At 62.6% G+C, this 13,926-nt stretch carries 11 protein-coding genes; 6 read left to right on the forward strand and 5 right to left on the reverse strand.

All coding sequences use genetic code 11. The features are described 5' to 3' along the window. The gene (locus tag ACR9Y2_RS11995) at window positions 1–3,111 is read left to right on the forward strand and encodes an efflux RND transporter permease subunit (protein ID WP_435041521.1); all 3,111 of its coding nucleotides are present in this window, start codon (window positions 1–3) and stop codon (window positions 3,109–3,111) included. Window positions 3,112–3,128: 17 nt separating this feature from the next. Here the strand turns inward: ACR9Y2_RS11995 and ACR9Y2_RS12000 are convergent, their stop codons facing one another. Further along, on the reverse strand, window positions 3,129–5,591 hold the full coding sequence (locus ACR9Y2_RS12000) for a glycoside hydrolase family 95 protein (protein WP_435041523.1): 2,463 nt from the start codon (window positions 5,589–5,591) through the stop codon (window positions 3,129–3,131). 245 nt (window positions 5,592–5,836) lie between these two features. Between ACR9Y2_RS12000 and ACR9Y2_RS12005 the strand changes: the two genes are divergently transcribed. After that, window positions 5,837–6,493, forward strand: coding sequence for a hypothetical protein (locus tag ACR9Y2_RS12005; RefSeq protein ID WP_435041525.1), 657 nt, complete (start codon window positions 5,837–5,839; stop codon window positions 6,491–6,493). A gap of 36 nt (window positions 6,494–6,529) precedes the next feature. On the opposite strand, the gene ACR9Y2_RS12010 is transcribed toward ACR9Y2_RS12005, so the two are convergent. Continuing rightward, window positions 6,530–7,414: an aldo/keto reductase family oxidoreductase gene (locus ACR9Y2_RS12010; protein ID WP_435041526.1), complete on the reverse strand. Its 885-nt coding sequence runs from the start codon at window positions 7,412–7,414 to the stop codon at window positions 6,530–6,532. A gap of 131 nt (window positions 7,415–7,545) precedes the next feature. Here ACR9Y2_RS12010 and ACR9Y2_RS12015 point away from each other — a divergent pair, with 131 nt between their 5' ends. Further along, window positions 7,546–8,157, forward strand: a complete 612-nt coding sequence (locus tag ACR9Y2_RS12015) for a TetR/AcrR family transcriptional regulator (protein ID WP_435041527.1) — start codon at window positions 7,546–7,548, stop codon at window positions 8,155–8,157. A gap of 18 nt (window positions 8,158–8,175) precedes the next feature. On the opposite strand, the gene ACR9Y2_RS12020 is transcribed toward ACR9Y2_RS12015, so the two are convergent. The 3 genes from ACR9Y2_RS12020 to ACR9Y2_RS12030 all read right to left on the reverse strand — a co-directional run bounded on the left by ACR9Y2_RS12020 (window position 8,176) and on the right by ACR9Y2_RS12030 (window position 10,311). Beyond that, window positions 8,176–8,445: a hypothetical protein gene (locus ACR9Y2_RS12020; protein ID WP_435041528.1), complete on the reverse strand. Its 270-nt coding sequence runs from the start codon at window positions 8,443–8,445 to the stop codon at window positions 8,176–8,178. Between the two features lie 911 nt (window positions 8,446–9,356). Continuing rightward, window positions 9,357–9,896 carry a general stress protein gene (locus tag ACR9Y2_RS12025; RefSeq protein WP_435041529.1) on the reverse strand — a complete coding sequence of 180 codons (540 nt, stop codon included), beginning with the start codon at window positions 9,894–9,896 and terminating at the stop codon, window positions 9,357–9,359. Between the two features lie 31 nt (window positions 9,897–9,927). After that, window positions 9,928–10,311 carry a BON domain-containing protein gene (locus ACR9Y2_RS12030; protein WP_435041530.1) on the reverse strand — a complete coding sequence of 128 codons (384 nt, stop codon included), beginning with the start codon at window positions 10,309–10,311 and terminating at the stop codon, window positions 9,928–9,930. A gap of 1,431 nt (window positions 10,312–11,742) precedes the next feature. Between ACR9Y2_RS12030 and ACR9Y2_RS12035 the strand changes: the two genes are divergently transcribed. From ACR9Y2_RS12035 to ACR9Y2_RS12045, 3 genes are read left to right on the forward strand one after another with little or no spacing between them, the layout of a single operon-like run. After that, the gene (locus ACR9Y2_RS12035; RefSeq protein WP_435041531.1) at window positions 11,743–12,216 is read left to right on the forward strand and encodes a hypothetical protein; all 474 of its coding nucleotides are present in this window, start codon (window positions 11,743–11,745) and stop codon (window positions 12,214–12,216) included. A 38-nt stretch (window positions 12,217–12,254) separates the two neighbouring features. Continuing rightward, a complete protein-coding gene (locus ACR9Y2_RS12040) occupies window positions 12,255–13,148 on the forward strand; it encodes a terminase large subunit domain-containing protein (RefSeq protein ID WP_435041532.1) in 894 nt (297 codons plus the stop codon). A gap of 34 nt (window positions 13,149–13,182) precedes the next feature. Further along, window positions 13,183–13,845, forward strand: coding sequence for a hypothetical protein (locus ACR9Y2_RS12045; RefSeq protein ID WP_435041533.1), 663 nt, complete (start codon window positions 13,183–13,185; stop codon window positions 13,843–13,845). Window positions 13,846–13,926 lie beyond the last annotated feature (81 nt).

Here is a 13,926-nt window from a genome sequence, read left to right on the forward strand (position 1 = left end):
ATGCTGCATCACCTGGTTCACGCTGCCCTGCGCCAGCGCCTGGTCATCGCCGTTGGCGCGCTGATTCTGCTTCTCTTCGGAATCGACGCAACCCGGAAGCTCTCCGTCGATGCCTTTCCGGACGTCACCAATGTGCAGGTGCAGGTGGCCACCGTGGCCCCGGGGCGTTCTCCTGAGGAGGTGGAACGCTTCGTCACTGTGCCCATCGAGATATCGATGACAGGCCTGCCGGGCATGACGGAAATGCGCTCCCTCAACAAGCCCGGCCTGTCCCTCATCACTGTGGTCTTCACCGACGAGACGAACGTCTACTTCGCCAGGCAGGTCGTCATGGAGCGTCTCGCCGAAGTCCGCGACGCACTCCCGGAAGGTGTGAGCCCCGTCCTCGGTCCCGTCGCCACCGCCATGAGCGAGGTCTACCACTACACACTGGAACGGCCGTCCGACGGACAGACTCCGCTATCCAATGAGGAACTCGTCAAGCGCCGAACCATTCAGGACTGGGTTGTGCGCCCCCTACTGCGCTCCATCCCTGGTGTGGCCGACATCAACTCCACGGGCGGGTTCATCCGCCAGTACCAGGTCCTCGCGGATCCGGCCAGATTGCGTCACTTCGGAGTCACTCTCCAGCAGGTGTGCGACGCGCTGGCCCGCAACAATGCAAACTCCGGCGGAGGGATCCTGCCCAATCATGCGGAACAATACCTCGTGCGGGGAGTCGGTCTCGTTCGCACCCTCGACGATATCGGCATGATCATCTTGAAGGAAGCACGAGGAACCCCGATCTACGTCCGCGATGTGGCCGCCATCCAACTGGGTGCGGAAGTGCGCTACGGCGCCATGATCAAGGGCGGCTACACTGAGGCCGTCGGCGGCACCGTCTTCATGGTGGCGGCCGGCAACGCCAAGCAGGTAGTCACGCGGGTCAAGGAACGCGTGACCGAAATCAACGATCGGGCCATGTTGCCCGACGGCCTACGGCTTGTCCCCTACTACGACCGTTCCGAACTGGTCGATGCGGCCCTCAGCACGGTGAGCAAGGTGCTCATCGAAGGCATTGTCCTCGTCGTGGTGGTCCTGTTCCTGTTCCTCGGCGACATCCGCTCCAGCCTCATCGTCATCGCGACACTCCTGCTAACCCCTGCGATGACATTCATGGTGATGAATCACTACGGCATCTCCGCCAATCTCATGTCGCTCGGCGGCCTCGCCATCGCCGTGGGGCTCATCGTCGATGGCTCCGTGGTGGTGGTGGAAAACGCCTTCGCTCGCCTCGGCCGCACAAAGCATGAGAGCCGCATCAGGACGGTCCACGAAGCCGTCATGGAAGTCGGTGTTCCCGTGGTCTTCGGCATCAGTGTCATCATCATCGTCTTCCTGCCATTGATGACGCTGCAGGGCATGGAAGGCAAGATGTTCGCGCCGCTCGCATACACCATCGCCATCGCTTTGGCCATTTCACTCGTGCTCTCCCTCACTCTCTCGCCGGTCCTCGCCTCCTATATGCTGAAGGGCGGGCGCGAGCACGACACCTGGCTCGTGGCGGTCATCAAACGCCCCTACCTGAGAATCCTCGATTGGACTCTCTCCCACTCCAAAACGACCATCGCTGCGGCCCTCACGCTCTTCGCCGGGGCGGTGCTCCTGTTCCCTTACCTGGGCACCTCCTTCATCCCGGAACTAAAGGAAGGCTCGATCTCGCCCAACATCCATCGCGTGCCCAATATCTCGCTGGACGAGTCGATCCGGATCGAGATGGAGGCGATGAAGATTGTCAGTGGCGTCCCGGGCGTCACTCGCGTGGTGTCGCGCATCGGCCGTGGAGGCTCTCCAGCCGACCCCGTGACACCGGACGAAGCGGAGGTCATTGCCACCCTCGCCCCTCGCAACCAATGGCAAAAGGGGTGGACCCAGGAGACCATCGCCGAAGAGGTACGAAAGCGCCTGGAGCACATTCCCGGCGTCAACCTCGTCGTAGCACAGCCCATCTCCGATCGCGTCGACGAAATGGTAACCGGCGTCCGCGCCGATGTGGCCGTAAAGTTGTTCGGCGACGATGTGGACGTCCTCATCGAGAAAGCGAACGAGATCGCCCGCGTCGCTGGCACCGTGCGCGGTATGCGTGACTCGAAGATCGAGAAACTGGGCGGCCAGCAGTATCTGAATATCACCATCGATCGCCAGGCCATCGCCAGGCATGGGCTCAACGCGGAGGATGTCCACGATGTCATCGAAACCGCCGTGGGCGGCCGCGCCGTGACCCAGATCTATGAGGGCGAACGCCGCTTCCAGGCCGCTGTCCGGCTGCCCGCCAGCCTGCGTGACAGCGTGGGCGAGATACGCCAGTTGGAGGTGAATACACCGTCCGGCGGCAAAGTGTTGCTCAAGGATGTGGCGTATGTCGAATTGGCCGAAGGGCCGGCCATGATCAATCGGGAAATGGCCAAACGCCGCATTGTGGTCGGCCTGAATGTCCAGAATCGCGACCTCGGCGGATTTGTCGCCGAACTTCAGCGGAAAATCAGGAAAGTGAGCCTGCCTGCCGGCTACTACATCACCTGGGGCGGCCAGTTCCAGAATATGGAGCGCGCGCTGCAGCACCTGATGGTGATCGTCCCGGTGACGATCGGCATGATCTTCTTTCTCCTGTTCCTGCTCTTCCGCTCGCTCCGCTATGCCGCCCTCATCATTCTCGTGCTGCCCTTCGCTTCCATTGGGGGAGTGTTCGCGCTCTTTGTCAGCGGCGAATACCTGTCCGTGCCGGCGTCCGTTGGTTTCATTGCCCTGTGGGGGATCGCCGTCCTAAACGGCGTGGTCCTTGTCTCCTACATTCGCAACTTGAGAGAGGGGCGAATGGAGCAGCGGCAGGCAATCCTGCAAGGCGCGCGCCTCCGCTTCCGGCCTGTTATGATGACCGCCACCGTCGCCGCACTGGGCTTGGTGCCGTTCCTCTTCGCAACCGGACCGGGCTCCGAGGTACAGCGCCCGCTGGCCATTGTCGTCATCGGTGGGCTGATCACCTCGACGCTCCTCACTTTGGTGGTCCTGCCGACCCTCTATCAGCACTTCGAACACACGAAACTCCCGGAGGAATCAGCCGATCTCACCTGAGCGGTGTGCCGGTTGCGTTACTGACCACCGGCATTGACACTCGCCAGTGAATAACTCTCGCCTGGTCTTGTCGCGAACTCGATAACCCCGGCCTCAGGCCGTGTGATCACCACGGATTTGCCCCCGCTCGTGACTGCGAACGAATTCGGCGTTCGGATCCGGCAACTCTTCCCGAGGCGCGACACAATGGTCGCCCTCACCAGTCTGCCGGCTTGCCACTCGAAATCGACTTCGAACCCGCCCCTGGCCCGCAAACCCTTCGCCGAACCCGATGTCATCGACTCAGCCAGCGCCGGCACAAACCGGATCTCGCCGCCATCCGATTGCAGCAGCATCTCGCTGATCGCCGCGCTCAGCCCGAAAGCCCCATCCACCTGCATCGCATTCGAACAGATCGAAAACAGGCTCGCCGTCGTGTAGTGCCCCACTGCGTACTGCACGTTCTCCATCGCCTTGTTCCCATCGCCCAGCCTGGCCCAACACGCAGCCTTCCAGGCCGACGACCAACCGTTCCCCGGCAAGCCGCGCTGCTCCAGCACCACCTGGCTGGCCCTCGCGAACTCCGGCGTCCTGCGCGGACTAATCTCGTCGCCCGGATACAGGCCCCACAACCCCGAAATATGCCGGTGGCTCTTCTCCGTCTCATCCCAGTCGTCCAACCACTCCTGCAGATTCCCCTTCCGGCCCACCTGCAGCGGAGCCAGCTTGGCGCGGGCCGCCGCCACCCGGCCACGTAGTTCCGCATCGACACCCAGGATGCTCGATGCCTGCTCCACCTCGCTGAACAGCTCCCTCAGAATCTCCATGTCGATCGTGGAACCCACCGTGAGGCTCGTCCCCGTCTTCATCGTCGTCACTTCATCGAAGAACTTCACATTCGCCGGACCAGCCGGGAAGTTCTCCGGAGAAGTGGACGGATTCGTCACCAGCCAACCCCGCTTCGGATCAGGCCGCAGGAAGTCCAGGAAAAACTCCGCACTCCCCTTCAGCACTGGATAGTATTCGCGCAGAAACTGAACGTCGCCGCTGTAGAGATAGTGCTCCCACAGATGGGTCGCCAGCCACGCTCCGCCCGTCGTGAACGCACCCCAACTCGGCCCGTCCATCGGCGCCGTCACCCTCCATAGGTCGGTGTTCTGGTGCTGCACCCACCCGCGAGCCCCATAGAACTCTCGCGCCGTCTCACTCCCCTGGTCCGTCAACTCCCGGATCATGCGGAACAGCGGCTCCGCGCACTCGCTCAGGTTGGCCGTCTCCGCCATCCAATAGTTCATCTGAGTGTTGATATTCGTGGTGTACTTCGCATCCCACATCGGATTCATGTCTTTGTTCCACAGCCCCTGCAGGTTCGCCGGCTGGCCGCCAGGCCGCGACGACGAAATCAGCAGGTAGCGCCCATACTGGAACAGCAGCGCGGCCAGCGCCGGATCATTGGACCCATCAAACGCCTTCAGCCGCTCATCCGTCGGCAGCTTCGAATTCTCCGTGGCTGGCAGCGTGATCGACGCTCGCCGGAACAGCCGCTGGTGCTCCTGCACATGCGCCTGCTTCAGTCTCTCGAAGCTCAACCCGGTCGCCGCCGTCATCACCAGATCGACGCGCGCTGCCGGATCCCCGCTCACATCGCGGTAGTTCACAAAGTTGGTGGCGGCCGCCATCACCAGCGTCACCGCGTCCGCCTTGCTCACGCTCAGCACATCATCCTTCACCACCACCGTCCCACCCGTCGCGGCTGCCCGCAGCCGGGCCTCGTACCGGATCTTGCCCGCCACGCCCAGGTAATCCGCCGACTTCCCCCGCAACACCAGCCCGTCCGCCCCCTGCCCATCCATCTGGAAATAGTCGGAAGCGTAATTGGAATGCGCCGTATTCCGGTAGCCCCGCAATTGCGCCGTAAACGACAGCCGCCCCGGCTTGTCTGCCCTCAGCCGGACAGCCACCACCTGGTGCACCGGACTCACCAGCACCTCGCGCGTATACTTCACTCCGCCCTGCAGGTAAGTCGTCGTGATGACGGCGCTGTCCAGGTCCAACTCGTGCCGGTACCCCGAGACCTCGCCCCCAGCCTCCAGCGACAGCACCAGGTTCGCCAGCGCCTGATACTTCTGCTGCTCTACCGGATAGCCCATCATGCGCCGCCCAAACAGGACATGCGCCTGCTTGTACTGGCCTTCAAACAGCAGTTGCTGGATCTCCGGCAAGGCGGCCCGTCCGCCTTTCACCACCGTGGAATAGGGCCCGCCCGACCAGTACGTGGACTCGTTCAGCTGGATCTGCTCCTCCGCCGTTCCCCCGAATACCATCGCGCCCAGGCGGCCGTTCCCGGCGGGCAACGCGTTCTCCCACTTGTCCGCCGGATGCGTATAGAACAGCACCGTCTCCGGTCCAGCCCAGGCCTTGCCCGGGCGCGTCGCTCCCAGGAGACAGAGAATCAAACCTGCTGCGATGCGCACCGCGCTCGTCCCACCCGCCGTAGTCATTCAGTCATTATGGCGGAGACCAGTTGCTTCCGCGTGCGCCGGCTACCTGGAGGATGTCACTGCGGCGCGATGGCTTCCTTGCAGCGATGGCAACTGGTGCTGCATCAATCCATCTGGAAGCAGGCACCGCAATGGCTGTCTGCTCCTGGCGCCGCCGTCGCCCGAGTGATCACAAATCCGGGCCTGCTCGCCACCTTATCATTGGAGTGTAGTTGCCGTCGTCCCCTGGGAGGGAGATCTCTATCATGATCAGCCAGTCGCTTTATCTAAAACTCGCCGCAATTACCTTCTTTCTGCCGCTTTGCCTTCCGGCGCAGGACGCTGGCCGGGGTTCCACCTTGTCGGTCGACGGAGTGCCCGGCGAGGCTGCGACCGTCACTGTGAAAGGCAAAGTGTATGTTGACGTGGACACGCTCGTGCAATTGCTGGGCGCCAGCCAGCAGCGTGCCGGCAGCCGCGTCACCGTCTACCTTCGGAATCGCGGTGCGGACGATCCCGACAATCAGGCGAAGCTGTCTCGGCCCTTCATCGTGGCTGGCATCGAGTTAATGAGCACCATCCGGGAATGGCGTCACATGATCATCACTTCCACCGCGGGCAGCGTGCCATTTCTGGAAGAGAGGGCCGGACCCTACGGCAGGAACGCCGACAGCAAGCTGTCCCTGGCCTCCACCGCGGCGGCGACGGACGCCGATCGCAGTGTGCTGGACCTGCTGAACAAAGAAACCGACCTCATGCGCAAGTTCAACGACAAATATGTCGCGTTGCGAAAGTCATCCCTGGGCGTCCTTCCGGAAGCAGTGGAGAACGACCCGCTCGGCCTCCAGATTCTGGAATGCGCCAGGGGACTGGCCGCGCTTGCGGGTTCCCAGCGTTTTCAGGACGTGCTCGCCTGCCACTGATGCTGCTTGGCAGGCGCAAGCCCGGCGTTCTCTACATCACGCCCCGGCGATGCCGCCTATCCCCTCCAACTCCGCCATCACCTCCGCCGGAATCTCCAGCTTTGCCGCCGCCAGATTCTCCCGCAGATGCCCGCGCGACGAGGTCCCCGGAATCAGCAGCATGTTATGAGCCCGTTGCAGCAGCCACGCCAGCGCCACCTGCATCGGCTTGGCCCCCAGCGCCGCGGCCGCCTCATCCAGCTTCGACGACTGCAGCGGACTGAACCCGCCCAGGGGGAAGAACGGCACGTACGCGATCCCTTGCACGGCCAGTTCGTCGATGAACGCCTCATCCGTCCGGTGCGCCAGATTGTACAGGTTCTGCACGCAGACGATGTCCGTGATCTTCTGGGCCTCCGCCAACTGCAGCGGCGTCACATTGCTCAATCCGAGATGACGGAGGAAGCCCTGCCGCTTCAGCTCGGCCAGCACCGTCAACGGCTCTTCAATCGAGCCCTCCGCTGGACCCATGATTCCGCCCACCCGCAGATTCACCACCTCCAGCACGTCCAGCCCCAGGTTCCTCAGGTTGTCCTGCACCCCGCTGGTGAGCTCCTCCGCCGAAAGCGCGTGAATCCAGGACTTGTCGTCCCCACGCCGAGCACCCAGCTTCGTCACAATCATCAGGCCGGCCGGATAAGGATGCAGCGCCTGCCGGATGATCTGGTTCGTCACATGCGGCCCATAGAAGTCGCTGGTATCAATATGATTCACCCCCGCCGCAACCGCCTCGCGCAGTACGGCAATCGCCTCATCGGTATCACGCGGCGGACCCCACACCCCCGGTCCCGCCAGTTGCATCGCGCCATACCCCATGCGGTTCACTGTCCATGCCGTCCCCGGTAGGGTGAAGCTGCCGCCCGGCAGCATCGGTGTCGTCATTGTGGTTTTTCCTCGCTCTCCTGTTACCTGAACTACCGCGTATTCATCTGATTGGATGTGCCGTCGCGCCCAAAAGGAGTTCGCATTTGCCCCCACGTCCGCCCGTCGCCCTGGAGCCCCGTAAATCGCCCGTGCAAGCACGTTCCACTGCCAGTGTCGACGCGATTCTGCAGGCCGCTATTCAGGTTTTGCTCCAGGTCGGGAAGGAGCGTCTCACCACCACCCGCGTAGCCCACCGGGCCGGAGTCTCCATCGGGACTCTCTATCAATACTTCCCCAACAAGACCGCCCTCCTGCAGGCCGCCCTCAAGCGCCACCTTGCTGAGGTTGTCAGCGTAGTCGAGCACGAATGCAGGGAACAACAGGGAAAGACCGCCCGGCAGATGTTCACCGCGCTCATCACCTCGTTTCTCAATGCCAAAATGCGCAAGGCCAAAACCAGCGTCGCCTTCTATTCCGTCAGCTCAGATATCGACGGCGCAGCCATTGCACAGCAAATGGAAGCACGGGTCAGCAAGGCAATCGTTCGAATGCTGTCCACCGCCTCCGCCCCCCTCAATGCCGATCCGCAGCTCATCGCCGATATGCTCCAAGGAACGATGTCCGGTGTCACGCGCCGCTTGCTCGAATCCGGGATGCCAGAACAGAGATTCGAGATCCTGAAGAACGAACTGATCTTCCTGGCCTGCGCCTACCTGGACGCCTCTTCCACTCGCGACTCGCCCGGCTCGGCCGGCGCCTGATTCCTCGACTCCTGACCCTTACTCCTCCCGCAGGTACGCCGCCGGATCGATCTCCGCCGCTCGCTTCGCCGGACCATACATCGAAGCCAGTGCCGCTGTGCCCACGAAACAGATCACGAACAGAAAGGCCGGCGGATCGTAGGGACTCAGGCCATAGAACGACCCCATCAGCAACCGCGCCAGCATCGCCGCGCCAAACACCCCCAGTCCCAGGCCCACCGACAGAATCACCGGCTTGCTCGCGCCCAGCGCCACCCGGATTCCAAACTCGCGCCTCCGCTGGCTCACCAGGTACCGTCATCAATGGAGCATGGTCCCATTGGGAGAGGCTTGCATCCACGCCCCATTACCCATAGGCCCGCCAAACAGGAACAGACCAAACGAACCACGACCGTAAGGAAGTGGTCCCCGCGCTACGAACCGAGCACGGCAGAAAGCGGGCACCCGTCTCCGTCGCGTCCCCCTTCAAGCCGCCAAATCGAAGGCCGCCGCAAACGGAGCCGCGAACGTCAGTGAGCGGATAGCCACCGGAAGCCTCCCCTCATCTCAGCCGCGCGACCCATCGCGTAATCGTCTTCAATACGTCTCCATCCCCCCAACTCCCCGCCAGCCACTGCTCCACCAATCCCCAGCCACCAATCGCTGCACCCGGAATCAACTTGCAAGCGAGGACTCCCTCCCCCCCGCAACTCCTCCTCATTCCATTTGTGTTAGCGTTGATTCGCGGCGATGGAAAACACTTCATCCCGCGGCAATCCGGATTTCCAGTCACAATCACTAAAAAAGGAGCGGGCATGGGAGACAAGGGCGGCAAGAAAGACAAAGACAAGAACAAGCAGCAGCAGTTGACGAAGCAGAAACAGGAAGTGCAGAAGAAGCACGACAAAGCCCCCGCCAAAAAGCCTGGGGCCTGAACAGCACAGCCCGGTGCGTCGGCGAGCCGAACGGAGCCAATCAGCCGTTCCCTGGAGCAAAGCCTCAACACCTCTGGACGCAGGGCCGCAGCTCCGCTCTCCGCGCGCCAGCACCGGCGGCCTTCTGTCTTCCTCGCGAAGTCACCAAAGACAGCACCACCTCGGCCCATTCCCTCCTGGCTGGTCTGGGCCGAGGTGCGGCACGTGCTTCGCTACTGGCTAACCGAAGAAGGCTTCAGTGCGCTACGGGTCGTACCTCTAAGCCCTCCTCCGCCTCGCGTCGCATTACGCGCTCTGCGACTTCGCCGACGCTTCCCCGGTAGAGGAGATATCTTCGGCGCCCGATTGCTTCAGCAGATCCTTCGCCCTCGAAATCTCCGCCGACGTATCACAGTGAACCGAGAGCAGCACGCCCCCGTCCTTCACCCGGCCTTCATACCGCTTCGCCTCATACTCCGGGATGCCCATGCCGACCAGCGCCCCGATCAATCCACCCACCGCCCCGCCGACCCCGAGGCCCGCAAGAGCCCCCATGATCGGGCCGGCCGCGATCAGCGGACCAACGCCGGGTATCGCCAATGCCCCAATACCGGCCAGCAACCCGAGCGTGCCGCCCAGGGCGCCGCCCGCGGCAACACCGGTCGTTGTGCCCTCCGGAGCCTTCGTGCTCTTCTCGTGCGCGAACTCCTTCGAGCTCTGCACGTCCGGCAGCAGCACCGAGATGTCGTTGTTCGAGAAGCCCGCTGCGGTAAGGCGGTCGACCGCGCTCTCTGCATGAACGCTATTCTTGTAAATCCCAAAGACTGCTGTTTTCTTGCTTTCCATGTGTTGTTCCTTTTCTAAATCCACTCGAACGTTACCGCTTCACCGAAATCTGATCAGTCACCTTGCTGGCATCGCCCGTCGCGTCGACGGCCATCGCTACGATGGACTTCTTCTCTTCCTCAGACTTCACCGGCCCCTTCAAGGTCACCACCCCGTTTTGGCTGATGATCTTGACGTTGTGTGCATAGCTGGACAGTGACTTGTCCGCCATAACGGCCTGCCTGATCTTTTTGGTCAGCGCCCGGTCTGTCTCATTTCCCTTCTGCTGATCGGCCGTGGCTTCTCCGGCGTTTCGGTCACGCTTGTTCACCTTGGTGTTATCCGCCTTCGGAGTCGTGGCGGGAGGATCCTGTCCGTAGCCGATGCCGGCCACGGCACAGAAGAGAACGCTGACAAATGTTTTTGGATATCTCATGGAATGACTACAGCCCGGAATGCCTCGCGCATTCTCAAGCCGTACTCCTTTCTCTATTTGTGTTCTTGCCAATCGCCTGGATAACCTTCACTCATCTCTTGGCAGCGACACCGGCCGGTCGCCTGCTATACAGGCCCGCCCCTGCGCTGCCTCAGATGCCGTCGCCCTTCACTTGCTCGTATGCAAGGGAGGAAGAAGAAACAGCCGCAAAACCTACTTCATGAGGATCCAGAGGATAATGAGAACCCCGGGAACGCCCAGTGCCCAAGCTGCCAAATACTTCATGGAGTGTCTCCTTTCTGCGATCTTCCACCTGCGCAATGACACAACTGCTCCCGGCAATGGCCAGGCGGCTAGTGGCGACTCGCTGCCCTCCGCGGGATGCACATCGCGCAGTTCATCAACAAACAATTCTCTGAATTGGTGCGTCTTGATTGCCCGTGATAGCCAATTCAGAATCCCGAAGGCTGCCGCCGCTGAACCCGGCCGTCGCGTTGCGGCTGCGCCGGCCAGCGCGCCCTGGAATCTCGTCCCGGTTGTCGATGTCTGCCCGCCTCGGGCGGCTATCCCTGCCAGCGGGCAGCACCGGGTGCGGAACTGGATGAATATCGCTGTCCGCGCGGTTTGCCTCGTCCAGGACTTTCCCAATTCACACTGGGTGCATGGTCTTCCTGGACATCTGTCCTGCAAAAAGCGACGCTGCCTCGACTGGCAGGTCATACGATAATTCTGAATTAGTCTTCTGCAGGATTTACTCCTCACGCCCTGTACTGCACGCACAGGGCCAGCCGGGTGTCTGCCTGCAACGAAACAACAGCGCGAGCCAATAGGACCAATCGGAATGCGTATTTCTTCCCCTCGATTATGCTGGCTGAGGCAAAATACTCGTTCTATTGGATCGTGCGTGTTTCAAAAAGAAGATAGATCGCCTTTCCTTCGCGCATGGGGCCTGTGCCCCGCCTCGGTTTCGTCCGTTGTTTGCCCGCCTGCTGCGCTGGTTGTGCTGGTTCCTGTCTCCCCAGCCTTCGAGGCTGGCAATAGACTTCGCGCAGCCCCTGGCCCACTGTCTCGGGTAGTAATTGTTACCTGACCGGGCCCGGAGCAAGTGGAACCGAACGGTCTATTGACCCGATTGCTGGCCAAACCGCCTCCGCCCCGGCCTGGCGCCCCTCCACCTCATTTGCTCAATGCCCCGGCGCTGACTCTGGCCGGCGCGGCTCCGTTCCGTATTCCTACCCCAGTCCGGCAACCATCACAGTCAACCCGTCCTCTACCGCTCCCGCCCTCGACTTCTCCCCCATTTCCACCCCACCCCGAAAATCAGTTCACCAGTTCGGAATTTATCTTCGCCCTCGAATCAATCAGTTACGCTCCTCTTCCCCAAAAACGCTAGGTCCGCCGCAGTACAACCTCGGCCAAGGAGCAAGAACTATGGAACTGTTCAAACAGACTACGGACGACTTCAAACCGTCGCGCCGCTTTCTGCAAACCACTGGCGCCGAAAACGCTCTCCTCCTCGGAGACGATTCGGCCAACCTCATCACCTGCATCGAGGATCAAGCCCTCTTTTCAGGCCTGCGCGACGACGTGCACCAGAACTTCATCCCGGCCAACCGCTTCGAACAGCACCTGGCCGATTCCATCGCCGAGGAACTCTGGCGCAAATCGCGCTACGCCCTCGTCGAAACCACAGCCCTGTCCGCCGCCATCGAGCGCGATTGGGAAGCCGTCAAAAAGGAGTGTCCTAACGCTGACCCCGCCTACCGCACCTACGTCGCCTTCCGGAGTATGGATGCCCGCGACGCCGCCTGCGTCCGCACCGGCCAGGACTTCGAAAACCGCTCCTGGCGTCGCAGCCGCGCCGACATCGCCGCCCTCCACGCCCTAAAGGCCAAACCCCGCTGACCCCCATCATTGGGATCAACCTCGAACAGGAGAAAACCATGACGATTGTGAAATGGCATGACCAGACAGCCGGGCGGTTTCGCTACAACCCGCCCGGCGGGCCGCCGCTAGTGCCGGCCCCCGCCAGCGCCCCCACTCTGCCCTCGCAATGGGTCCGCGACACCTTTCAATTCACACCCGATGCTGCCCAGGCCGCGGTCCTCGACACCGCCGGCCGCCGCGTCCTCCTCTGCTGCACGCGCCAGTGGGGCAAATCCACCGTCACCGTCCTCATGGCGCTCTATCACGCCTTCAACACGCCTGAAACGCTCACCCTCTGCGTCAGCCCTACTCTGCGCCAAAGCCGCATCTTCCTCCAGAAAGCCGCCCGGCTCCTCCGCCGCGCCCGCGTCCCCTACACCCGCGACCCCCGCGACCCGCTCTCCCTCCTCCTCCCCAACGGCTCCGCTCTCATCGGCCTCCCCGCCCGCGAAGCCAACATCCGCGGCTTCGACGACGTCTCCTTCCTCATCCTCGACGAGGCCGCCAAAATCCCCGACAAAGTCTATACCGCCATCCGCCCCACCCGGGCCATCGCCGACGGCCGCCTCTGGATCCTCTCCACGCCCGCCGGCCAGTCCGGCTTCTTCTTCCGCGAATGGCACGACCCCTCCGCCGGCTGGGCCCGCTTCACCGTCAAGGCCACCGCCTGCCCCCGCATCCGCCCGGACTTCCTCGCCGCCGAACGCCGCGCCCTCGGCGAACACGACTTCGCCCAGGAGTACCTCTGTGAATTCCGCCCCTCTGAACACCAACTCATCCCACGCGACCTGATCGACCAGGCGGTCCTCCCCGGGGAAACCTGCTTCGGCGAAGAGGACGATGCCCTGCTGGCCGGCCCGGACCCGGACGCAGATCCAGCCGCCGCCGAACAGGAGGAGCCGGCCGCCTGAAGCCTGGCCGCCAGCCACTCACAAAGCAAAAGCCATGCGAAAACCAAACCCCCATTCCACTTACCACCTCGGGCTCGACCTCGGCTTCAGCCGCAACCCCTCGGCCCTGGCCTGCCTGGAGGACCTCACCCGGCCCACGGGCGAATTCGACTACGCCTACCGTGTGGAGAAGACCGAGACGGTGCTGATCCTCCGCGCCATCTTCCGGCTGCCGCTGCGCACGCCCTATGCGAACATCCCGCTCTTCCTGGCCAACTATCTGGAGCGGCTGGACGCCCGCACACCGCACTACCGCCCGGTCAAACATCTGGCCATCGACGCCACGGGCGTAGGCCTGCCGGTGGTGCAGCACCTCCAGCGCGCCGACCTGCCCGTCAGCCTGGAGCCCATAGTCATCACGAGCGGCGAATCCGTAGGCCAACTCGGCCACGCCGTCTCCGTCCCCCGCAACGCGCTCCTCCACAACCTCCGGGTCTTGTTGGAAACCCAAACCCTCCGCATCCCAAGCGGCCTCCCCAACCTCCCGGACCTATATGCGGAACTGGGAGGCCTGGGCGATCCCAAAGCAACAACCCCCAACGACATGGCCTTTGCCCTGGCCCTGGCCGCCTGGAGCGCCCGCCCCCACCCCTACGTCGGAGAGCGCGACCACCCTTTGCCCGTCCACCTGGTAGGCCCCAAGCCAAGGCTGTATTGAGGCAGTCGCCGCAGCAACATATGCATTGGTTCGTGGATGCCTCCAGCCGCTTCTGGGGTAGTCTTCAGGCTATGAAGGGCT

Origin of the sequence: Paludibaculum fermentans, assembly GCF_051172195.1 — a bacterium.
In the GTDB taxonomy this organism is placed as follows: domain Bacteria; phylum Acidobacteriota; class Terriglobia; order Bryobacterales; family Bryobacteraceae; genus Paludibaculum; species Paludibaculum fermentans_A.

Excerpts from the sequence above, each read along its gene's own strand:
- ACR9Y2_RS12040 (WP_435041532.1), top strand. The coding sequence starts at position 12,255 with ATGACGATTGTGAAATGGCATGACCAGACAGCCGGGCGGTTTCGCTAC.
- ACR9Y2_RS11995 (WP_435041521.1), top strand. The coding sequence starts at position 1 with ATGCTGCATCACCTGGTTCACGCTGCCCTGCGCCAGCGCCTGGTCATC.
- ACR9Y2_RS12025 (WP_435041529.1), bottom strand. The coding sequence starts at position 9,896 with ATGGAAAGCAAGAAAACAGCAGTCTTTGGGATTTACAAGAATAGCGTT.
- ACR9Y2_RS12000 (WP_435041523.1), bottom strand. The coding sequence starts at position 5,591 with ATGACTACGGCGGGTGGGACGAGCGCGGTGCGCATCGCAGCAGGTTTG.
- ACR9Y2_RS12045 (WP_435041533.1), top strand. The coding sequence starts at position 13,183 with ATGCGAAAACCAAACCCCCATTCCACTTACCACCTCGGGCTCGACCTC.
- ACR9Y2_RS12035 (WP_435041531.1), top strand. The coding sequence starts at position 11,743 with ATGGAACTGTTCAAACAGACTACGGACGACTTCAAACCGTCGCGCCGC.
- ACR9Y2_RS12005 (WP_435041525.1), top strand. The coding sequence starts at position 5,837 with ATGATCAGCCAGTCGCTTTATCTAAAACTCGCCGCAATTACCTTCTTT.
- ACR9Y2_RS12030 (WP_435041530.1), bottom strand. The coding sequence starts at position 10,311 with ATGAGATATCCAAAAACATTTGTCAGCGTTCTCTTCTGTGCCGTGGCC.
- ACR9Y2_RS12010 (WP_435041526.1), bottom strand. The coding sequence starts at position 7,414 with ATGACGACACCGATGCTGCCGGGCGGCAGCTTCACCCTACCGGGGACG.